The sequence below is a fragment of the Arthrobacter sp. CJ23 genome (genome assembly GCF_024741795.1).
In the GTDB taxonomy this organism is placed as follows: domain Bacteria; phylum Actinomycetota; class Actinomycetes; order Actinomycetales; family Micrococcaceae; genus Arthrobacter.
In genome coordinates this window covers 4,220,698-4,240,412 of record NZ_CP102950.1, presented here as the reverse complement: position 1 = coordinate 4,240,412, position 19,715 = coordinate 4,220,698, and the positions used below count along the sequence as shown (strand labels likewise).

At 68.7% G+C, this 19,715-nt stretch carries 19 protein-coding genes; 9 read left to right on the top strand and 10 right to left on the bottom strand.

Annotated elements, in window-relative coordinates:
* Positions 1-9: 9 nt before the first annotated feature.
* From NVV90_RS19155 to NVV90_RS19130, 6 genes are read left to right on the top strand one after another with little or no spacing between them, the layout of a single operon-like run.
* On the top strand, positions 10-1,044 hold the full coding sequence (locus tag NVV90_RS19155; protein ID WP_258438825.1) for an ABC transporter substrate-binding protein: 1,035 nt from the start codon (positions 10-12) through the stop codon (positions 1,042-1,044).
* Positions 1,041-2,222 (top strand): LLM class flavin-dependent oxidoreductase, encoded by a 1,182-nt coding sequence (locus NVV90_RS19150; RefSeq protein ID WP_258438824.1) that lies wholly within the window; start codon positions 1,041-1,043, stop codon positions 2,220-2,222. The genes NVV90_RS19155 and NVV90_RS19150 overlap by 4 nt, the downstream gene beginning before the upstream one ends.
* Positions 2,200-3,033, top strand: a complete 834-nt coding sequence (locus NVV90_RS19145) for a DUF1684 domain-containing protein (protein WP_258438823.1) — start codon at positions 2,200-2,202, stop codon at positions 3,031-3,033. Before NVV90_RS19150 ends, NVV90_RS19145 begins: the two co-directional genes overlap by 23 nt.
* The gene (locus NVV90_RS19140; RefSeq protein WP_258438822.1) at positions 3,030-4,079 is read left to right on the top strand and encodes an LLM class flavin-dependent oxidoreductase; all 1,050 of its coding nucleotides are present in this window, start codon (positions 3,030-3,032) and stop codon (positions 4,077-4,079) included. Before NVV90_RS19145 ends, NVV90_RS19140 begins: the two co-directional genes overlap by 4 nt.
* A gap of 9 nt (positions 4,080-4,088) precedes the next feature.
* Entirely contained in the window at positions 4,089-5,444 is a 1,356-nt protein-coding gene (locus NVV90_RS19135; protein ID WP_258438821.1) for an NtaA/DmoA family FMN-dependent monooxygenase, read from the top strand.
* Positions 5,445-5,455: 11 nt separating this feature from the next.
* Complete coding sequence (locus NVV90_RS19130) at positions 5,456-5,581, top strand: hypothetical protein (protein WP_258438820.1); 126 nt, start codon at positions 5,456-5,458, stop codon at positions 5,579-5,581.
* A 16-nt stretch (positions 5,582-5,597) separates the two neighbouring features.
* Here the strand turns inward: NVV90_RS19130 and NVV90_RS19125 are convergent, their stop codons facing one another.
* The 6 genes from NVV90_RS19125 to NVV90_RS19100 are packed head-to-tail and all read right to left on the bottom strand — an operon-like array spanning position 5,598 to position 11,139.
* Positions 5,598-6,428 (bottom strand): alkaline phosphatase family protein, encoded by an 831-nt coding sequence (locus NVV90_RS19125; protein ID WP_258438819.1) that lies wholly within the window; start codon positions 6,426-6,428, stop codon positions 5,598-5,600.
* Positions 6,425-7,087, bottom strand: coding sequence for an HAD family phosphatase (locus tag NVV90_RS19120; protein ID WP_258438818.1), 663 nt, complete (start codon positions 7,085-7,087; stop codon positions 6,425-6,427). The genes NVV90_RS19125 and NVV90_RS19120 overlap by 4 nt, the downstream gene beginning before the upstream one ends.
* Positions 7,084-8,199 carry an ABC transporter ATP-binding protein gene (locus NVV90_RS19115; protein WP_258438817.1) on the bottom strand — a complete coding sequence of 372 codons (1,116 nt, stop codon included), beginning with the start codon at positions 8,197-8,199 and terminating at the stop codon, positions 7,084-7,086. Before NVV90_RS19115 ends, NVV90_RS19120 begins: the two co-directional genes overlap by 4 nt.
* Positions 8,196-9,059, bottom strand: a complete 864-nt coding sequence (locus NVV90_RS19110; protein WP_258438816.1) for an ABC transporter permease — start codon at positions 9,057-9,059, stop codon at positions 8,196-8,198. Before NVV90_RS19110 ends, NVV90_RS19115 begins: the two co-directional genes overlap by 4 nt.
* A complete protein-coding gene (locus NVV90_RS19105) occupies positions 9,047-9,988 on the bottom strand; it encodes an ABC transporter permease subunit (RefSeq protein WP_258438815.1) in 942 nt (313 codons plus the stop codon). The genes NVV90_RS19110 and NVV90_RS19105 overlap by 13 nt, the downstream gene beginning before the upstream one ends.
* The gene (locus NVV90_RS19100; protein ID WP_258438813.1) at positions 9,988-11,139 is read right to left on the bottom strand and encodes an ABC transporter substrate-binding protein; all 1,152 of its coding nucleotides are present in this window, start codon (positions 11,137-11,139) and stop codon (positions 9,988-9,990) included. Before NVV90_RS19100 ends, NVV90_RS19105 begins: the two co-directional genes overlap by 1 nt.
* A 230-nt stretch (positions 11,140-11,369) precedes the next feature.
* On the opposite strand from NVV90_RS19100, the gene NVV90_RS19095 reads away from it, so the two are divergent.
* Positions 11,370-12,089 carry a GntR family transcriptional regulator gene (locus NVV90_RS19095; RefSeq protein WP_258438812.1) on the top strand — a complete coding sequence of 240 codons (720 nt, stop codon included), beginning with the start codon at positions 11,370-11,372 and terminating at the stop codon, positions 12,087-12,089.
* Between the two features lie 26 nt (positions 12,090-12,115).
* On the opposite strand, the gene NVV90_RS19090 is transcribed toward NVV90_RS19095, so the two are convergent.
* The 3 genes from NVV90_RS19090 to NVV90_RS19080 form a co-directional block, all read right to left on the bottom strand.
* Positions 12,116-12,607, bottom strand: a complete 492-nt coding sequence (locus tag NVV90_RS19090; protein WP_258438811.1) for a GNAT family N-acetyltransferase — start codon at positions 12,605-12,607, stop codon at positions 12,116-12,118.
* Positions 12,608-12,615: 8 nt separating this feature from the next.
* Entirely contained in the window at positions 12,616-13,569 is a 954-nt protein-coding gene (locus NVV90_RS19085) for a D-2-hydroxyacid dehydrogenase family protein (protein WP_258438810.1), read from the bottom strand.
* Between the two features lie 113 nt (positions 13,570-13,682).
* Positions 13,683-14,666 carry an ABC transporter substrate-binding protein gene (locus NVV90_RS19080; protein ID WP_258438809.1) on the bottom strand — a complete coding sequence of 328 codons (984 nt, stop codon included), beginning with the start codon at positions 14,664-14,666 and terminating at the stop codon, positions 13,683-13,685.
* Positions 14,667-15,035: 369 nt separating this feature from the next.
* Here NVV90_RS19080 and NVV90_RS19075 point away from each other — a divergent pair, with 369 nt between their 5' ends.
* Complete coding sequence (locus tag NVV90_RS19075) at positions 15,036-17,558, top strand: PxKF domain-containing protein (protein WP_258438808.1); 2,523 nt, start codon at positions 15,036-15,038, stop codon at positions 17,556-17,558.
* Between the two features lie 172 nt (positions 17,559-17,730).
* Entirely contained in the window at positions 17,731-18,720 is a 990-nt protein-coding gene (locus NVV90_RS19070; RefSeq protein WP_258438807.1) for an LLM class flavin-dependent oxidoreductase, read from the top strand.
* A 25-nt stretch (positions 18,721-18,745) separates the two neighbouring features.
* Here NVV90_RS19070 and NVV90_RS19065 read toward each other — a convergent pair whose 3' ends face one another.
* Entirely contained in the window at positions 18,746-19,672 is a 927-nt protein-coding gene (locus NVV90_RS19065) for an AEC family transporter (RefSeq protein ID WP_258438806.1), read from the bottom strand.
* Positions 19,673-19,715: the final 43 nt, after the last annotated feature.

The window sequence follows — 19,715 nt, the reverse complement described above, 5'->3', positions numbered from 1 at the left end:
GAATCCTCCATGCTTCGCATCAGCAAGCGCGGCTCCGCCGCGAATGAACCAAAGCTGCGCCAGATCAATGGCAGGCTCCTGGCACTCGCCGTCCTTCCCGCCGTCGTCCTCCCGGCGCTCGCCGGCTGCTCCGATCCCGGCGCCTCCGCCGCCGGAACCGCGCCGGAGACCACGGCGGCGCGCAACGGCGTCGTCTACAACACCTCCCCGGAACAGAACCGCATCCGCGCCGACAAGGACGCCGCACTGGCCGCCAAAGTACCCGCAGCCATCGGCAGGGACGGCAAGCTGACCGTCGCCACCACGGCCGGCTCCATCCCGCTGTCCTTCCACGCCACGGACGACAAGACTCCCATCGGGGTCGAGGTGGACATCGCCCAGTTCGTGGCGGACAAGCTCGGCCTGGAGCTGGACCTGCAGGTGACGTCCTGGGAGAACTGGCCGCTCAAGACGCAGTCCGGCGACTTCGAGGCCGTGTTCTCCAACGTGGGCATCAACGCCGCCCGCGTGAAGCTCTTCGACTTCTCCAGCTACCGGGCCGCGTACATGGGCTTCGAGGCGAAGAAGACGTCCAGCTACACCGTCAACGGCGCGGACGACATCTCCGGGCTGAAGGTCTCCGTGGGTTCGGGCACCAACCAGGAGAAGATCCTCCTGGCCTGGAACAAGGACCTTGAATCCCGCGGCAAGGCGCCCGCCACGCTGCAGTACTACTCCTCCGACGCCGATACCATCCTGGCGCTGTCCTCCGGCCGTACCGACCTGAACATCGCGCCCTACTCCTCGGTCACCTACCGGGAGAACACCCGCGACGACCTGAAGGTGGTGGGCAAGGTCAACGCCGGCTGGCCGAGCGAAACCCTCGTGGCCGCCACCACCCTCAAGGGCAACGGCCTGGCCCCGGCCATCACCGACGCCCTGAATTCGGCCATCAAGGACGGCTCCTACGCCAAGGTCCTGGACCGCTGGGGCCTGTCCGAGGAAGCCCTGCCGGAGTCCAAGACGGTCACGGAGGCGAACTTTGTGGTGGGTGCTGTCAAGTGAAGTTCCAGGTCCTGGACATCATCCCGCACCTGAAGACCCCCCTGCTGGGGAAAACTCAGACTGGGGAGATCGTCTCCACCGCGGACCGCCTGAACCAGGTGGTGCAGACGGCGCAGCGCGCTGAGGAACTCGGCTTCGACAGCTTCTCCGTGGGGGAGCGGCATGCCGGCGAGTTCGTCTCATCGTCCCCGACGGCGGTCCTTGCCGCGATCGCCGCCGTCACCAGCCGCATCCGCCTCCAGAGCGGCGTCACGGTGCTCGCCGTGCTGGACCCCGTGCGGGTGGCCGAGGACTACGCCACGATCGACCAGCTGAGCCGCGGGCGGCTGGAACTGGTGATCGGCAAGGGCAACGAGGTGCTGCAATATCCGCTGTTCGGCCTCTCTCTGGAGGATCAATGGGAGCTGCTGGCCGAGAAGTACGGGCTGCTCCGCCGGCTCTGGCGCGAGGAAAACGTGACCTGGTCCGGCCGCTTCCGGACGGCCCTGACCGAACCCACCACCACCACACCGCGGCCCTTTGCGGGCTCCCCCAGGATTTGGCACGGCTCGGCTACAACGCTGACCTCCGCGGCCTTGGCGGCCGCATGGGGCGATCCCCTGTTCACCGCCAACGCCATCCAGCCCCGCGAAAACTACAAGGTCCTGATCGACCACTACCGCGAGGAATACGAACGCCACGGACACGATCCACGGCACCAGTACCTCGGCTCGGGCAGCGGTGCGGGAGGGGTGTTCATCTCGGATACCACCCAGGAGGCCATACGCCAGTTCGGTCCCGTGTATGAGGGGCTGACCGCGGGCCGGAACGTCCCCGGCAACAATTCGCCGTTCCGGGACATCCACCAGGCCGTGGCCGAGGGGCCGTCCCTGGTGGGCAGCCCGGAGCAGGTGATCGACAAGATCCTCAGCTACCACGAACTGTACGGGCACGATCTGCAGTCAATCTCCCTGCCCACCACCCTGCCGTTCGAACAGCAACTGGACATCCTGGAGCGTTTCGCCCTGGAGGTCATCCCGGCCATCCGGGCCGCCGCGCCCACCACCCTCTGGGAATCCGCGGATCCCTACGGCGGACGCCCCGCCTTCGCCGGCGCCAGCGAAGCCGACGCCGCAGCCACCATCACCGCCGACCACGACTTCAACAGGAGCGACCATGCCAGCATCTATGCCCACTGAAACCGACACCTTCGCCGCCGCCTGGGAGGACTGGCACGCCGTCCACGAGCAGCACCGTGCCGATCCGCACGGCTTCCTCGCCGTCACGCACCTGCACTGGCTCGACGGCCACGCCGCGCGGCTGGACGGCGCCCCGGGCGCCTGGAGCGTGGAGAACGACGTCGTCCGTGTCGTTTTGGAGGCCGGCGAGAGCCTGCTGCAGGACGGCCGGGAACTGAACACTGCGGCCGGCGCCACGCTTGATTTCGGGCCCATCGAGGAGCGCGGTGGCGTCAACCTCGTTTCCGGCAGCACCGTGCTGGAGCTGGCCAAGCGCGGCGGCGCCTACGTTGTCCGGCCGCGGAATCCGCAGAACGGGTTGCTGCGCGACTACCGCGGCACGCCGTCGTACGCGCCCGATCCCGCCTTCGCCGTGGGCGGTACCTTCGTACCGTTCAAAGCGCCCCGTCCCACCACGGTGGGTGCCGCCGTCGAGGGCATCCAGCATGTCTACGAGGCTCCGGGCGAGATCCGCTTCCAGCTGGACGGACAGGAGCTCACGCTGACCGCGTTCAACGGCCACGCTCCCGGCACGCTGTCCGTGCTGTTCACGGACGCCACGTCCGGCAAGACCACCTACGCGGCCAACCGCTCGCTCACCGTGGCCCCGGCCGTGGACGGCACCGTGCGGCTCGATTTCAACCGGGCCGTCAACCTGCCGTGCGCCTACACCGATCTGGCCACCTGCCCCTTGCCACCGGCCGAAAACCGGCTGGCCGTGGCCATCGAAGCCGGCGAGCAGATCCCGTACGAGAGGCAGGCCCGGTCATGAGCACCACACCCAAGGCCGGCTTCCTCGCGATTGAGCTGGACGGCGCCGCTCCGGACGGCCTCGCGGCCGCCGTGCTGGCCGCTGAATCGGCGGGATTCCATGCGGCGACGTTCGCGGATGCGCCCATTCCGGGCCGGATCAACGCCCTGCAGCGCGCGGCCTTCGCCGGCCCCGTGACCCGCTCCATCGCCCTGGTGCCCGAGGTGGACACCGTATACACCGAGCCCTTCCACGTCTCCACGCAGCTGGCCAGCCTGGACTACGTCTCCGGTGGCCGGGCGGGCTGGATCGCCACCGCGGAGGCTTCGACGGAGGCCGCTGCCGCCGTCGGACGCGCTCCTGTGACGGGCCCCGGGCTGGGGCAGGAGGCGGCGGCGTCCATCGAGGTCAGCCGCCGGCTCTGGGACTCCTGGGAGGACGACGCCGTGATCCGCGATGTCGCCACCGGGCGGTACCTGGACGTGGACAAGCTGCACTACGCCGACTTCGAGACCTCGGCGGACTTCGCCGGTCCGGGCTACTCCGTGAAGGGCCCGTCCATCATTCCGCGGCCGCTGCAGGGGCAGCTGCCCGTGCTGGCCGCGGCCCCGTTGGTAGCGGGAGGGCAGCTCCCGGCGGACGCCGTGCTGGTGTCCGCCCCGTCGCCGGAGCTGCTGGCGGCCGAGGTCCGCGCGGTGCGCGCCCGGCTGGGTGCCTCGCTTGCGATTGTGGCAGAGCTCGACGTCGTCCTGGACGCCCGCGGGCAGGCCGCCGCTGAGCGTGTGGGCACGGCGTCCGGCCGCGCCCGTTTTGCCGGCTCGGCCGCGGCGCTCACCGACTATCTGGAACAGCTCCTGGCGGAGGCCGACGGCGTGCGCCTGCACCCGGAGTCGCTCGCCATCGAGCTGGAAGACCTGGCGCGGCACGTGCTGCCCGAGCTCCGGCGGCGGGGCGTGCTGCGCCCCGTGGTCCAGGACGGCACGTTCCGCGAGCTGCTCGGACTCGAGCGGCCGGAGAGCCGGTACGCCCGCCCCGGCACGGCCGCCGCCGTCGGGACCGGAAACTAAGGGGAGACCATGACTCAGCACATTCATGCTAAATACCAGCCCTCAGGGCAGCTGCAGTTCGGCGTCTTCTTCCAGGGCGTCAACTCCGGCACCATCTGGAAGGCCCCGGAATCGGGCTCGCAGACGGACTTCGAATCGTTCCGGCGGATCGCGCAGACGGCCGAGCGCGGGCTGTTTGCCGCGTTCTTCCTGGGCGAGGGGCTCCGGCTCCGTGAACACCTTGGCCGCCCGCACGCCCTCGATGTGGTGGGTCGGCCCGATGCGCAGACCATGCTGGCGGCGCTGGCCGCCGTGACCACCAACATCGGTCTCGTGGCCACGCAGAACACCACCTACAACGATCCTGCGGAGCTGGCGCACCGGCTGGCCTCCCTGGACCTGCTGTCCGGCGGGCGCGCAGCCTGGAACGTGGTCACCACGGACAACGCGTGGACCGGTGCCAACTTCCGGCGCGGCGGCTACCTGGACCACGCCGACCGCTATGTCCACGCCGAAGCCTTCGTGGAAACCGCCAAGCGCATCTGGGATTCCTGGGAGTCGCCGGCCGGGCCCGCCCGCCGTGTGGTCCACGGGGGCCAGCACTACACCGTGGACGTCACGCCGCGGCTGCCGCGCAGCGCGCAGTACCGGCCGGTGCTGTTCCAGGCCGGGGATTCCCCGGACGGCCGCGACTTCGCCGCCCGGCAGGCGGACGTCATCTTCTCGGCGCACCCGAAGTTCGACGCTGCGGTGGAGTTCCGCCGCGACATCGTGGCGCGCTCCCTGGCAGCGGGGCGGGGCGCCAACGACGTCCAGATCATGCCGGCCAGCGAGTTCATCCTCGGCGCCACCGAACAGGAAGCCCTCGAGAAGAAGGCCTGGGTGCGGAGCCTGCAGATCGGCCCCCAGCAGGCCGTGGCCTACCTGGAGCAGTTCTGGGGCCGCGAACTGTCCGAATACGATCCGGACGGGCCGCTGCCGGACATCGACCCCGTGGTGGAGGAGACCTCCGAGACCCGCGGCAGCGGCTTCCACGGCGCCAAGGCCCGGCAGCTCGCGGACCAGTGGCGGGCCGAGGCCAAGGAGAAGGGGCTGTCCATCCGGCAGTTCGTCACCTCGCGCACCGCGCGGGTGGATGCCACGTTCACCGGCTCCTACAGCGGCGTGGCCGAGCACCTCGCCGAGTACGCGCGGGTGGGCGCCGTTGACGGCTTCAACATCTCGCCGTGGCTCATCCCTACGGGCCTGGACGACATCGTGAACCACCTGGTGCCCGAACTGCAGGAACGCGGCGTCTACCCCACGGAATACAGGGGCACCACGCTCCGCGAGCACCTGGGGCTGGCGACGCCGGTGCGTTCGGACGAGCTGGTCCCGGCCTCATGAGCTGGGGCCGCTTGGGCACAGATGCAAATCAGGCGTCAGCGGTGCCGGACGACGGCAGCGAGGAGGGTGCCGCCGTCGTCGACGTTTCACGCGGGACGCTCAGCCTGCAGTTCGCGGTGTGGGAGCAGAGGCTGTAGCGGGCTTCCCAGCTCTTCACCCCTGTGCGGCCCTCTCGGCGAGCAGCAGCCCAGCCAGTTCATGCGGTGCCACCACCGCCGGCCAGGGGCTGAGGTCCCCACCGCTCGCCCAGCGGAGGATGAACGATCCGCGTTCCTCCGGGGAGTCCCCGCCGTGTCCACCGGCGTCCACGTGTCCGTGATCCGCGACTACCACCAAGAGCCATTTTTCACCATGAGCGGCCGCGCGGCTCCGGACCGCGGCCCGGATCCGGGCCACGTGCCCATCCACCCGGGCCAGCGCCTCTTGGTACTGCGGGCTGAGTGCCCCGTACACGTGCCCGGCGTCGTCCACATCGCAGAAGTACACGAAGGACACGTCCGGCACCTTGTGCGAGTTCAGCGCGGCGAGGGTGAAGTCCGCGATCTCAGCGTCGATCCGGATGAAGCCGTGCGTCTCGCCGTCGCGGGAGACCACCGTGTGCAGTCCGGCCTTCTGCTGCTCCATCCGCTGGTGGATGACGGGCCCCAACCCTTCCGGGGAGACCAGCGGCGGCCAGCCCGCCGCCGCGAACGTCCGGGTGGAGGTGTCCTGGTAAAAGGCCCGGGACAGCAGGTCCGGGTGCCCGAAGAGACGGTGCCCCACGAAGGTATTGTCCCGGATGCCGTGCTGCGCGTGGGTGGTCCCTGTCAGCAGCGAGGACCAGCCCGGGCCGGACAGCGTGGGGACGTCCATGGTCATGTCCCGGTGGTCACCCTCGGCGGCCAGGGACCTCAGGATCGCGGCGGAGGTCGACTCCGCTGCCAGGTCCCAGCGGAGCCCGTCGATGCCCAGCAGGATGATGCGGGGCCGTGCGGACGCGCTCATCGTGCAGCCTCGCGGGCGTCCGTCAGGACGGCTAGCGTGACGTCCTCGAGCGAGCCGAGCAGCGTGCGGCCGGGCGCCGCCTCGATCGGGACGGTGGAGGGGACGACGACGACGGGGCACCCCGCCGCTTCCGCCGCGGCGAGGCCGACGGGGGAGTCTTCCACTACCACGCACTGGGCGGGCTCGGCTCCCAACCGCCGGGCCGCTTCCAGATAGGGGTCGGGGGCCGGCTTGGACGCGGGGGTGTCCTCGACGGCAACCACGAGCGTGAACAGCTCACGGCCCAGTTGGTCCCGGACCAGTTCCACCACGCGGCGCGGCGAGGCGGAGACGATGGCGGTGGGGATCCGCTCCGCGGCCAGGAGCCGAAGGAGATCCATGGCCCCGGGGCGGGGCACCACCTCCTGGGCCACCAGCTCGGTGAAGGCCTCATCGAGCCGGGCGGAGAGCTCCTCCGCGCTCAGGACGCATGCGGAGGGCATGGTGGCCAGGAGGTGGGTGGCCGTGTGCCCGGAGGGGCGGCCCAGGACGTCGGGTCCGTCGTCAGGGCCCAGTTCCCGGCCCAGGCCGAACGCCACGTCGGCCACGGCGTCCCACCAGAGGCGCTCGGTGTCCACGAGGGTCCCGTCCATGTCGAAGAGTACGGCTGCGGGCATCATGCGGTGATTTCCTCGTTCCGGGCTTGGTCGATCAGGACGGGGCGGTCCGGCAGGCCCAGCCGGACGCGCGCCCCGGTGGGGAGGGTGGATGCGTGAGTGGTCGGGACGTCCGCCACCGCCTCGCGGCCGCCGTCCAGGCGGAAAGTGAGCCGCGTCGTCGCGCCCAGGAAGGACGCCGCCACCAGTTGTGCCGGGCCGTCCGGGTCCGCGCGGACGGTGAGTGCCTCGGGACGGACCAGGACGTCGACGCCGGCCGTGCCGTCCCGGCCGGGCAGGCTCCCCTGGACGGGGCGGCTGACACCCAGGACGTCCACCAGGGCGCCGTCGCCGATGAGCCGGCCCGGGAGCCGGTTCATCGTGCCCACGAATCCGGCCACGAAGGGGGTGGCGGGGTTGGTGTACAGCTCCTCCGGGGTGGCGCACTGCTCCAAACGCCCGTCCCGCATGACGGCCACGCGGTCCGCCATGGACAGGGCCTCCTCCTGGTCATGGGTGACGAAGAGGGTGGTGATACCCAGTTCTAGCTGGAGGCGGCGGATCTCCTCCCGGAGGGACTGGCGGACCTTGGCATCCAGGGCGGAGAGCGGCTCGTCCAGGAGCAGCACCCGCGGCTCCAGGGCCAGCGCCCGGGCGAGGGCCACGCGCTGCTGCTGGCCCCCGGAGAGCTGGCGGGGGTAGCGACCGCCCTGGGTGGGCAGTCCCACCAGCTCCAGAAGTTCCTGGGCGCGGGCCCGTCGTTGGGCCGCCGGAGCGCCCTGCATGCGCATCCCGAAGGCGACGTTATCCGTGGCGTTGAGATGCGGGAAGAGGCTGTAGGACTGGAACACCATGCCGACGTCGCGGCGGTGCGTGGGCGTGCCGGTCAAGTCCACGCCGTCCACCAGGACCTCCCCGGAATCCGGGGTCTCGAAGCCAGCCACCATGCGCAGCGCGGTGGTCTTCCCGCAGCCGGAGGGACCCAGGAGGGCCAGCAGCTCCCCGGGATTCAGTGTCAGATCCAACCCGTCCAGGGCCGTGGTGGTGCCGAAGGAACGGCGCAGCCCGCGGAATTCCAGGGTGGCGCCGGGGGTTCCGGCGGAGGCTGGGCGCGGATCGAGGGCGGAGGCGGTCATGAGGTCTCCTTGGAGGCTTTGGAACGGCCGAGCTTCGCGACCGAGAGAAGGATGAGCCAGGTACCGATCAGGCCGACCATGGAGACGGCGACGGACAGCTGGGCGTGGGAGCCACTGATGGCGACAGTCCACACAGCGAAGGGCTGGAAGCCTAGCAGGGCGGACACCGCGTATTCGCCGAGCACCAGGGCGATGGTCAGGAACGCGGTATTCAGCAGGGCTTCCCGGAGGTTGGGCAGCAGGACCAGGAACAGGGTCCGGAACCAGGAGGCCCGGCACGAGCGGGCAGCCTCCACCAGGACCTTCACCTCGATGGCGTTCAGGCCCGATTCCAGGGTGGTGTAAGCCAGGGGCAGCGCCATGAGGGTGTAGGCGAGCACCAGGATGACCGGGAAGCCGGGCTGCTGCAGGGCCGCGAGCACCGGGAAGCCCGGGGTGTCGTAGAGCCAGTCGGTGGCCCAGCGCAGCACGGTGGTGATGCCGGCGCCCAGCGCCACGGCCGGGACCACGAGCGGGAGCATGCAGACGACGGCGACAAGGGCTTTCGCGCGCGGCGCTGCCAGGCGCACGGCCAGGAGGGCGGGCAGCAGGAGGCAGAAGACCAGGACGATCGTGGCGCCCGCCAGAAGCAGTGTCAGCCCGAGGCTCTGGGCCAGGCCGTCGGCGGTGAAGATGCCAGCATAGGCGTCCAGGCCCGGCTTCTGGCGGCGGTCTCCGAGGCCGACGGTGAAGGGCAGGGAGCAGAGGATGGGCACCAGGAAGTAGACGCCCGCCGCGGTGAGGGCGACAGAGCGTCCCAGCCGCGATTCACGGGCGGAGCCACTGGCCCCGGAGCGGCGTGCAGTGTTCAGGAGAGCCATGCCGAGGTCCTCCGCTGCAGCAGGAGCTGGATGCCCATCACCAGGGCGGCCACGACGATCATGTCCATGCCGAGGGCCAGGGCGATGTTCGCCTGCCCTACCAGGACGTCGCCCGTCAGGGCGGAGGCGATCTTCACGGTCACCAAGGGGATGGAGCTGCCCACCATGGCGGCCGCGGTGGCGTAGGCGCTGAAGGCGCTGCCGAACAGCAGTACGAAGCCGCTGAGCAGGGTGGGGAGCAGGATAGGGAGGGCCACATGCCGCCAGTACTGGAAACCCGTGGCGCGGTTGTTCCGTGCGGCCTCCCGCCACTGGGGTTTGAGGCCGTCCAGCGCCGGGGTGAGGGTGAGCACCATGAGGGGCACCAGGAAGTATAGGTAGACGATGGACAGGCCCCAGAAGTTGTAGAGGCTCCAGCCTTTGTCCTTGAGCCCGAAGAAGCCCGTCAGGACGCCGGCGTTGCCGAGGGTGGCCACGAAGGCGAAGGCCAGGGGCACGCCGCCGAAGTTGGCGATCACGCCGGAGGCGGACAGCACGGCTTCCCGCAGGCTGCGGAACCGGGAGGTGACGATAGCGTAGGCGATCGGCAGGCTGACCACCGTGGCGACGAAGGCTGTGAGCGCGGACAGGCGGACGCTGCCCAGGAGGCTCTCCAGGTATGGGCCGTCGAAGCTAGCCGCGAAGTTGGCGCCCGTGACGGACGTGGCGCCGGCGTCGTCGGTGGTGGTGACGGATCCGACGGCCATGGCGGCCACGGGGAGACCCAGCGCGACGGCGGCGAAGGCCAGCAGCGGGAATACTCCGAGCCAGCCGGGGGAGGGGCGGGCGGCCCGGCGGCCGGGAGCGTGGGGCTCACGGCGCCGGGTTTGGGCACCCGCATCGGCGACGACGGCGCGGTGCGCAACGACGTCAGGTGCGGCGGAGGTCATCAGGAAACGGCCTTCGTCCAGCCGTCGGACACGGTGGACTTGGCCTTCTGGCCCTGCTCCTCTGAGGGGTAGCTGGTCTTCTCCTGCGCCACCTTGGGCAGGCGGGCCAGGGAGTCCTTGTCCACAGTGCCGTCAGCGATCAGGGTAGGCAGGAGCACCGGGCGGGCGTAGCCCTTCAGCCAGAGATTCTGGCCCTCGGTGCTGTAGAGGAACTCCTGCCAGAGGCGGGCAGCGGCCGGGTGCGGGGCCCATTTCACGATAGCCTGGGAGTAGTAGAGAGAGAACACGCCGTCCTCCGGGATGGCGACCTTCCACTCGATGCCCTTGGTCTTCAGATCATCGGCGTAGGCAGCGTTCCGGTAGTCCCAGACGATGGCGATGGGCGTCTCGCCCTTTTCCATGGTGGCCGGTGTGGCTTCCACCGGGTTGAAGTTGCCGATCTGCTTCAGCTTGGCGAAGAAGTCGAGGCCCGGCTGGACGTTGTCGAAGGAGCCCCCGTTGGCGAGGGCGGCAGCGAACACGGCGCTGTAGGCCGAGGAGGACTTGGCGGGGTTGCCGGTGAGGGCCACCTTGCCCTTGTACTGCGGATCGGTCAGCTCGGAGAACTTGGTGGGGCACTTGGCTACCAGGCCGGCGTCGCAGCCGAAGGAGACGTAGCCGCCCATGTCGTTGTACCAGAGGCCAGTGGCCTCTTTCTGGGAGTCCGGGATCTTGCCGAACGAGGCCACCTTGTACGGGGCCAGCAGGCCCTGCTTTGCGGCCTGGACGTCGAAGTCGTGCCCCACGTCGATGACGTCCGGGGAGCGGTCCTGACCCTTCCGGGAGGACACAGCGTTGAGCTCGTCCGCGCTCGAGGCGTCTGGGTTCTCCACCTCTACCTTGATGCCGTACTTCTTCTCGAAGGTGGAGATGACTTCTCCGTAGTTGGCCCAGTCGTTCGGGAGGGCGATGGCGTTGAGCTTGCCTTCCTTCTTGGCGGCTGCGATCAAGGCGTCCATGCCGCCTCCAGCTTCGGCCGAGGTGACAGTCTTCCAGTCCACGGCGCCCTTGGATTCGGCTGGGGCGGCGTTGCCGGAGGAGCAGGCGGCCAGGCCGCCCAGAAGCAGAGCCGCGGCGCCCATGGCGCTGAAACGGCGGAGTGGGGTTTTCATGACATCTCCTAAAAGTTGGCTATACAACTTGTCAAAACCACTATCAGTGCCAAGGGTGTACGTCGGGTGAACGGGGAGGGGTGCGTGGATGAACCGTCCGAGCACTGTCGGTGTAAAGTCATTGATTTGCGGGGGATTTCGCCGATTCGCTGTACCGTGGGGGAATGGTTGACGAGGAATCAAAACGGGATGGCGTGCGCGCGAAGACTGAAGGTGCCCAGTATCGAAAGTTGGCAGCCAATATGCGCCTGGAGATCGAGGCCGGAGAGTTCGGAAGCAACGGACGGCTCCCCAGCGAGGAGAGCTTGGCGGAACAGTACGGAGTATCCCGGGGTACGGTGCGCAACGCACTGGCACTGCTGCGGGCCAACGGCCTGGTGACGTCCCGGCGCGGAACCCGGCGCGTGGTCTTGGGCACGGCGAGGACCCAGAGCTTTCAGGAACTGTTGAGTTTCACGGCTTGGGCTAGGTCCCAGGGGGAGGAGCCCGGTGCGCGCACCATCCACAACCGGGTCCGGCCGGCCACCGTCGCCGAAGTCGAAGTCCTCCAGCTCGGCGCCGGGGATGAGATTACCGAGGTGCTCCGGGTCAGGCTCCTCGGACGGGTCCCCGTGATGCTGGAGCGTACCGTGTATCCGTCCAGGATCGGCGCGGCGATCGGTGGGCTCGCCCCGGACCCCCTCTCCCACACAGCGGTCCTCGACGCTTCCGGCGTCGTGTTCGCGGATAGCGAGCACACCATCGACATCGTGGCCGCGGATCCGACCGACGCCCACACCCTGGGTTGCGCCGAAGGCACTGGCTTGCTCCGGGAAATCCGGCGAGCCACGGATCCGGCGGGTGTGCCGCTGCTGTGGTCGGAAGACCGTTTCCTTCCGGGAACTGTTTCGTTCACAGTGCACAACTCGGCCGCGGTCAGTTCCCTCGCGCGGCGCCGCGGGCGACTCTAGCTGATGTGTTTCTCCATCACGGACGCCTACAGGGGCGGTAGGGTGCCGGGGCCACAGCCGTCAGCTGCGTCAGCCACCATGAACACGTCCACCGGGTCTTCGCTTTCCAGGACGAAGCCGTGGCGTTCGTAGAGCCGGCGCGCTGCGCTGCCCTGGAGCACATTGAGCCGGAACGGGCGACCGTCCTGCGTCGTGGCCATGGCGTGCCGGAGGGCGGCCGCCCCGATTCCGCGGCCCTGGAATTCCGGGCCGAGGTAGAAGTGCTCGATCCAGGTGGCGTCTTCTTCGGGGCGGGCCGCGATGAGGCCGGCGTCGCGCCCGTCCACCACAATCACCAGGCTGTGCTCCGGCTGGAACGAGGCGAGGAAGCGCTCGCGCACCCGGACCGGGTCCCAGCGGCCCAGCCGTTCAAGGTCCGGGCGCATGACCACGGCGCGCAGCTCGGCGATCCATGCGGCGTCGTCGGGGAGCGCGGGGCGGAAGCCAAGACCCGCGGGAAGGGAGCTCTCAAAGTCCACAGGCATCCCTAAATCACCCGGAGGGGCTTGCCCTGCGCCCAGGCCTGGACATCCTCAAAGGCTTCACCGTAGAAGCGGGCATAGCTTTCGGCGGTGACATAGCCCAGGTGCGGGGTCAGTACGGTGCGTGGAGCACTCAGGAGCGGATGGTCGGCGGGGAGGGGCTCCACGTCGTACACGTCCAGGGCCGCGCCGCCCAGCCAGCCCTCGTTGAGGCCGCGGAGCAGGGCGTCCCCGTCCACCAGGGGGCCGCGCGCGGTGTTGACCAGGATCCCGTCCGGGCCGAGCAACCGCAGTTCCTCCTCGCCCACCACCCCGTGGGAGCGTTCGGAGAGCCGGACGTGCACGGAGACGACGTCGGCCTCCCGGAACAGCGCGTCCTTGCTGACTCTGCGGACGCCGGCGGCAGCGGCGGTTTCCTCGCGGAGGTTGGGGCTCCAAGCGATCACGTCCATGCCGAAGGCCCGCGCGTAGCCGGCCACCTTGCTCCCGATCTTGCCCAGGCCCAGCACACCGAGGGTCTTGCCGGAGAGTTCGAAGCCCACAGTGCTTTGCAGGCGTCCGGCACGCATCGCGTTGCCTTCGAACTGCAGGTTCCGGGCGGCCGCCAGCAGCAGCGCCCACGTCATTTCCGGAGCCGCGGCGGGGGAACCGCCCGTGCCGCAGACCGTGATTCCGAGCTCCCTTGCGGCCTCGATGTCGATCGAGGAGTTGGCCATCCCGGTGGTGACCAGCAGTTTCAGCCGGGGCAGCTGATGGAGCCGGGCGGCGTTGAAGGCCGTGCGTTCGCGCATGGCAACAACGATGCTGAAGCCGCGGAGTGCCTGGATGAGGGACTCTTCGTCCTGGAAGGGTTCGCCGAAGACCGTGACGCCGATGCCGTGGACGGCGAGCTGGTCCCAAGGGGCGTAATCGTAGGCGACACCCTGGTAGTCGTCGAGGATGGCGAGGCGGTGGCTCATGGTTCCCTACTATGCCCTATTCGTCTGCGACGCGGAAAAGCCCCTGGCGACACCGGAATTCCGGCGTCGCCAGGGACTGCGCGCGGCGCCGGCCAACATGCGCCGCGCCGGCGCTACTTCTTGGGCAGGCCGGCCGGGTTCAGCTCGGACGCCTGGATGGCCTCGGAGGTGAGTCCCCAGCGGTCCAGGATCTTGGTGTAGCTGCCCTCCTTGATGAGGTGGTTGAGGGCTGCCTGGGCCGCAACGGCCAAGCCGTTGCCCTTTTTGGTGGTGAAGGCGATTTCGGCCGTCAGGGGCCATCCGCCGTTGAGCGTGCCCACTTCCTTGGTCTTGCCGTCCTTGGCTGCCTTGTATGCGGCTCCGGCGTTGGGGCCGAACGTCAGGTCCGCGCGGCCGGACTGGAGTGCCAGCGTGGAGGCGGAGTCGTCGTCGTAATACTGGAACTCGACCGGTGCGAGGCCCTTGGCCTTGTTCTCTTCGTCCCAGCGCACCAGGATGGCTTCCTGATTGGTGCCCGAGCCGACGATGATGCGCTTGCCGGCAACATCCTTGGCTTCCTTGATGACGCCGATGGTCGAGTCGGTCTTGGCGTAGAAGCCCAGGAGGTCGTTCCGGTAGGTGGCGAAGTCGAACTTCTCCTTGCGGGCCTCGGTGACGGTGACGTTGGACAGGACCGCCTCGTACTTGCCGGACTCAACTCCCAGCGGCCAGTCGGCCCATGCCACCGGCAGCACCTCGACCTGCAGTCCCAGGCTCTCGCCCACCGCATAGGCGATGTCCACTTCGCTGCCGATGAGCGTTTTGTTATCCGTGGCGAACAGGCTCAGCGGGGCTGTGCCGCCGGTGGTGACGACGGTGAGTTTGCCGTCCGCCTTGACGGCCGCCGGCACCAGCGCGGCGGCCGCGGAGTCCACCGTGACCTTGATGCGGTTCTGCTCCGGCGTCAGGTTGAATTCTTTGGCCGCCGTGCTGGAAGCAGAGCCCGACGACGGTGCTGTCGCCGCCGTCGCGCCCGGGTCCGAGCAGGCTGCCAGCCCCAGGATGGTGACCGCGGCAAGTGTGACCACTGTGCCTGATGTGACGGCAGAAAATGCCATGGGAATGCCCTTCGAAAGTGTGTGGATGCTTGCTTGTGGCTGCAACTATCCGGCAGCTCCGGAAGCCGGTCAAAGCCGTTTGAAACGCTGGGATACAGGGGGTAACGGCGGTTAACGGCGGGTCAGTAGGGGTCACATTCGGACCGTTTTCAGCCAGCATGTCGGCCGGTGTTTCGGCTTGTGAAGGCGAGTGTTTCCGCAGGTGAAGGATCCCCAAACCAAGTAGCCGGGTTCAAGGCGCTGCAGGAAAGTCGAGTACTCGGTGCGGGAAGTCGAGTGGGGACTACTCGTGTGCCGGCTTGGGGCCCGAGCCTACGGTGAGACTACGTTGCGTCCGGCCGGTCGCACTGCCATGAGGGAGGCATTCCAATGAACGATTTGCTGGGGAATCTGAAGACGGAGCCGGCAAGAAAATACCTTCGGCATGCGGCGCTCAGGACGGGCGCCGTTCTAGCGGCTGGGGCCCTGCTGTTGGCGGGTGCCGGGGTGGCGCGCGCCGACGATATCTACAACACTCTCGATGGGACCGTCGACACCGTGGCCGAGGTCATGCCCCTGAACGTGGGCGGGGCAAACGGCAGCACGCTGCTGGCGGTGGTCCCCAGGAACGGGGACGGAAAGAGCGGATGCAATCTGACCGGAAGTGCTGTCCTTACGCTGAACATCGCCTCAAGCAATACTTCGGTGGCCACCATCGTCACACCGCAGGTGTCTTTCACTTCCTGCGGTTCCACGCCAACGGTTGTTGTGCACCCCGTGGCGGCAGGCTCGGCCACGGTGACCGCATCTGTCGCCTCCAACAACTCGGGAGGCACCTTCACTCTCGCGCCCGCGACGTTCGTCGTCAACGTTGCTCCCCCGGCCAACACCGCCCCTGTCCTGACCATTAGCGGGGTCGCTGCCGGCGCCTCCTACGCGAAGGGTTCTGTGCCGGCCGCAGTATGCAACGTGGCTGACAATGAGGACGGGCCGAGCTCCTTCCCGGCCACGCTGGCCGCGATGACGGGTCCCGACGGCGCCACCGGCGTCGGCTCGCAGGAGGCCAGTTGCTCCTACACTGACCAAGGCGGCCTCACGGCCGCCAGTTCGCTGAGCTACAGCATCACCGACGCCACTGCGCCAGGCGTCGGCTACACGCTCACCCCCACCACCCCGGACGGCTTCAACGGCTGGTACCGCAGTGCAGTGTCCTTGGTCTGGACGGTCGCGGAGGCCGATTCGCCCAGCACCCTGTCCAAGGTGGGCTGCGTGGACGCTGTCATCACGCTCGACCAGCTCCCCGGGGACTACAGCTGCTCCGCAACAAGCAGCGGCGGCGGGCCCACCGGCCCGGTGACCGTTTCCATCAAGAAGGACGGCACGGCACCGGACGTGGCCCTCACCGACGTTGCAGGCACCGCCGGCAACGCGGGCTGGTACACCTCGGACGTCACCGCCACGTTCACGGCAACGGATGCCACCTCCGGCCCTGCCTCGGCCACCGGCTCAGCGACCTCCAACGGTGAAGGATCCGCCGTCGCCGTTCCCAGCCCGGAGTTCACGGACAACGCCGGCAACGTTGCGGCCGCCGGTGCGCTGACCCCGACGTTCAAGATCGACAAGACGGCACCGGACGTGGCCCTCACGGACACCAGTGGAACGGCCGGCAACGGGGACTGGTACACCTCGGACGTCATCGCCACGTTCACCGGCACGGATGCCACCTCCGGCCCTGCCTCGGCCACCGGTTCGGTGACCTCCAGCGGTGAGGGATCCGCCGTCGCCGTTCCCAGCCCGGAGTTCACGGACAACGCCGGCAACGTGACGGCCGCCGGGGCGGTCACCCCGACGTTCAAGATCGACAAGACGGCACCGGACGTGGCCCTCACGGACACCAGTGGAACCGCCGGCAATGCAGGCTGGTACACCTCGGACGTCACCGCCACGTTCACCGCCACGGATGCCACCTCCGGCCCTGCCTCGGCCACCGGTTCGGTGACCTCCAGCGGTGAGGGATCCGCCGTCGCCGTTCCCAGCCCGGAGTTCAGCGACAATGCCGGCAACGTGACCGCAGCCGGGGCGGTCACCCCGACGTTCAAGATCGACAAGACGGCACCCGCCGTTGCCTACACCAGTGCCAGCGGAACCGAAGGGGCCAACGGCTGGTACACCTCCGACGTCGACGTCCTTTTCACCGGGACTGACGAGGCGTCGGGACTGTCATCGGACACCCAGTGGGCAACGTCGTCGGGCGAAGGTCCGGCGGTGTCCGTCCAGAGCCCCTGGTTCGAAGACATTGCCGGAAACGTCACGCCGGCGGGAGCCGACAGCCGCACGTTCAAGATCGACAAGGGCAACCCGACGGCGGCTTTCAACTCGACGCTGGGCAATGCCTACTTCGGTTCGGTGGGATCCGTGCCCACGTGCACCGCATCTGATGACGTCTCCGGCCCCGCCGGCTGCGTGGTCACCGGCTACTCCACCCAGGTGGGCACGCACACGCTGACGGCAACGGCCATGGACAACGCCGGCCGGACCGCCACGGCACAGCAGAGCTACACCGTCATGGCCTGGACGCTCAAGGGCTTCTACCAGCCGATTGACATGGGCGGCGTGCTGAACACGGTGAAGGGAGGCAGCACCGTCCCGGCGAAGTTCGAGGTGTTCGCCGGTGCAACCGAGCTGACGGACACGAGCCTCGTGTCGCTGAATGCCGCCAAGATCAAGTGCACCCTGGAGTTCCTTGACGACATCGAGCTGACGGCAAGCGGCAATACATCGCTCCGTTATGACGCCACCGGCGGCCAGTTCATCTACAACTGGAAGACGCCGGCCACCCCGGGCAGCTGCTACAAGCTCACCATGACGGCAGCCGACGGTTCCAGCATCAGCGCGAACTTCAAGCTGAAATAGCACCGGCGGTACCGCCTGTAATGGAGGGCCCGGCCAACAGGCCGGGCCCTCCATGTGCGCCAGCCCACCGGAACCCCAAGAAATAAGCCGGGCGCCGCCGTCGTTGTCGCCTACGTGCCCGGCCACCACCACGCCGGACCGTGACGCGAACCCGAAAGGCCGGTACCCCGACGTGACCGTACCCCTCTCCATCCTGGACCTGGCAATCATCGGCAAGGGCCAGACGGCGGCGGAAAGCCTCGCGGGCAGCGTCGCCATGGCGCAGCGCGCTGAAGAGCTTGGCTACCGGCGCGTCTGGTACGCCGAGCACCACAACATGTCCTCCATCGCGTCCTCGGCCACGAGCGTGCTGATCGCCCACGTCGCCGCGCACACCAGCACCATCCGCCTGGGCGCCGGCGGCATCATGCTGCCGAACCACTCGCCGCTGACCATCGCCGAGCAGTTCGGCACGCTCGAGACGCTGCACCCGGGACGGATCGACCTTGGCCTGGGCCGCGCGCCCGGCAGCGACCAGAACACCATGCGCGCGCTGCGCCGGGACCCCATGTCCGCGGACACCTTCCCGCAGGACGTCCTGGAACTGCAGGGCTACCTGACGGGTCCCACCCGGATCCAGGGCGTGGAGGCCACCCCCGGCAAGGGCACCAACGTGCCGCTGTACATCCTGGGCTCCTCCTTGTTCGGTGCCCGGCTGGCGGCCCAGCTGGGCCTGCCCTACGCCTTCGCCTCGCACTTCGCGCCCAACGCCCTGCAGGACGCCGTGGCCATCTACCGCCGCGAATTCAAGCCGTCCGCGCAGCTGGCCGCCCCGCACGTGATCGCCGGCGTGAACGTGGTGGCGGCCGATTCGGCCTCCGATGCACAGCAGCTGTTCCTGGCGGTGAAGCGGGACAGGGTCTCGCGCTTCCTGGGCGGCGGCCGGGAATTCACCGACGACGAGGCCGATCTCATCCTCGACACCCCGCAAGGCCAGCACCTGGCCGAGATGATGACGTACTCTGCCGTCGGCACCCCGGACGTGGTCCGCGACTACCTGGACGAGTTCGCCCGGCACGCCGACGCCGACGAACTCATCGTGGCCCACCAGAGCAATGGCACCGACGCCCGGCTTCGCTCCGTGGAGCTGCTGGCCGGGGTTGCAGGGCTGGTCCCGGCATAGTCCGGCGCCAGCCGGGCCGGGTCGCCTAGGTGAGCAGCAGTGCGACGGCGATCATCGCCGGCACGGCCACCACGGTAGTGATCAGAACGGTGTCCTTGGCCACGGTGATGCCGGTCCGGTAACGGCTGGCGGCCACGAAGACGTTCTGTGCCGTGGGCAGCGCCGAGGTCACCACCACCGCGAACAGGGCATGCCCGTCCATCCCGAGCGCGAAGCGCGCAAACAGGTACGCCAGCGCCGGGTGCACGATGAGCTTGAAGCCGCTGGCCAGCAGGGTGTCCACGCGGCGCCCGGCGTCCTTCTGCAGCGGCCGCGAGCCGTTCAGGCTCATGCCGAAGGCCATCAGCATGGCGGGTATGGCAGCGCCGCCGATCAGGTGGATCGGTTCCATGATGAGCGCCGGCACCTGCCAGCCCGTGCCGGCCACCAGCAGGCCCAGGGCAGAGCCGACAATCATCGGGTTCTTCACGATCATCAGGACAAAGCGCAGCGGAGTGGTGCGGTGGCTGCTGGTGCTGGCATCGAGTGCCATCAGGTACATGGGTGTGAAGAAGGCCAGTTGGAAGATCAGCAGCGGCGCAACATAGCTGGCATCACCGAGCACGAACACGGCGATGGGGATGCCCAGGTTCGCGGAGTTGGCCAGGGACGCGCTCATGGATGACATGAGCGATTCGGACAACGGGCGTTTGAGCCAGAATTTCACGATCGCGAAGAACAGGAGGGCCGTGGCAATGGCCCCCACGGCTGTGACCAGGAGCGGGGCGGCGAAGACCTCGTGCAGCTTCGCCTTGCCGAGGGTTTCGAACAGCAGGGCCGGGCTCGCGACGAAGAATGTCAGCCCGCTCAGCACGGAACGGGCGTTCTCACCCAGGATCCCGCGCCTGCCGACGAACATGCCCACCAGGATGATGGCCCACACCACGAAGAACCCGGACAGGACCCCTAGCACGCCGGCATCCGCTCGGTGGCGGATGCGGGGCGGCGTGGGTTCA

Excerpts from the sequence above, each read along its gene's own strand:
- NVV90_RS19105 (WP_258438815.1), bottom strand. The coding sequence starts at position 9,988 with ATGACCTCCGCCGCACCTGACGTCGTTGCGCACCGCGCCGTCGTCGCC.
- NVV90_RS19140 (WP_258438822.1), top strand. The coding sequence starts at position 3,030 with ATGAGCACCACACCCAAGGCCGGCTTCCTCGCGATTGAGCTGGACGGC.
- NVV90_RS19120 (WP_258438818.1), bottom strand. The coding sequence starts at position 7,087 with ATGATGCCCGCAGCCGTACTCTTCGACATGGACGGGACCCTCGTGGAC.
- NVV90_RS19155 (WP_258438825.1), top strand. The coding sequence starts at position 10 with ATGCTTCGCATCAGCAAGCGCGGCTCCGCCGCGAATGAACCAAAGCTG.
- NVV90_RS19145 (WP_258438823.1), top strand. The coding sequence starts at position 2,200 with ATGCCAGCATCTATGCCCACTGAAACCGACACCTTCGCCGCCGCCTGG.
- NVV90_RS19115 (WP_258438817.1), bottom strand. The coding sequence starts at position 8,199 with ATGACCGCCTCCGCCCTCGATCCGCGCCCAGCCTCCGCCGGAACCCCC.
- NVV90_RS19100 (WP_258438813.1), bottom strand. The coding sequence starts at position 11,139 with ATGAAAACCCCACTCCGCCGTTTCAGCGCCATGGGCGCCGCGGCTCTG.
- NVV90_RS19075 (WP_258438808.1), top strand. The coding sequence starts at position 15,036 with ATGAACGATTTGCTGGGGAATCTGAAGACGGAGCCGGCAAGAAAATAC.
- NVV90_RS19135 (WP_258438821.1), top strand. The coding sequence starts at position 4,089 with ATGACTCAGCACATTCATGCTAAATACCAGCCCTCAGGGCAGCTGCAG.
- NVV90_RS19110 (WP_258438816.1), bottom strand. The coding sequence starts at position 9,059 with ATGGCTCTCCTGAACACTGCACGCCGCTCCGGGGCCAGTGGCTCCGCC.
- NVV90_RS19125 (WP_258438819.1), bottom strand. The coding sequence starts at position 6,428 with ATGAGCGCGTCCGCACGGCCCCGCATCATCCTGCTGGGCATCGACGGG.
- NVV90_RS19085 (WP_258438810.1), bottom strand. The coding sequence starts at position 13,569 with ATGAGCCACCGCCTCGCCATCCTCGACGACTACCAGGGTGTCGCCTAC.
- NVV90_RS19080 (WP_258438809.1), bottom strand. The coding sequence starts at position 14,666 with ATGGCATTTTCTGCCGTCACATCAGGCACAGTGGTCACACTTGCCGCG.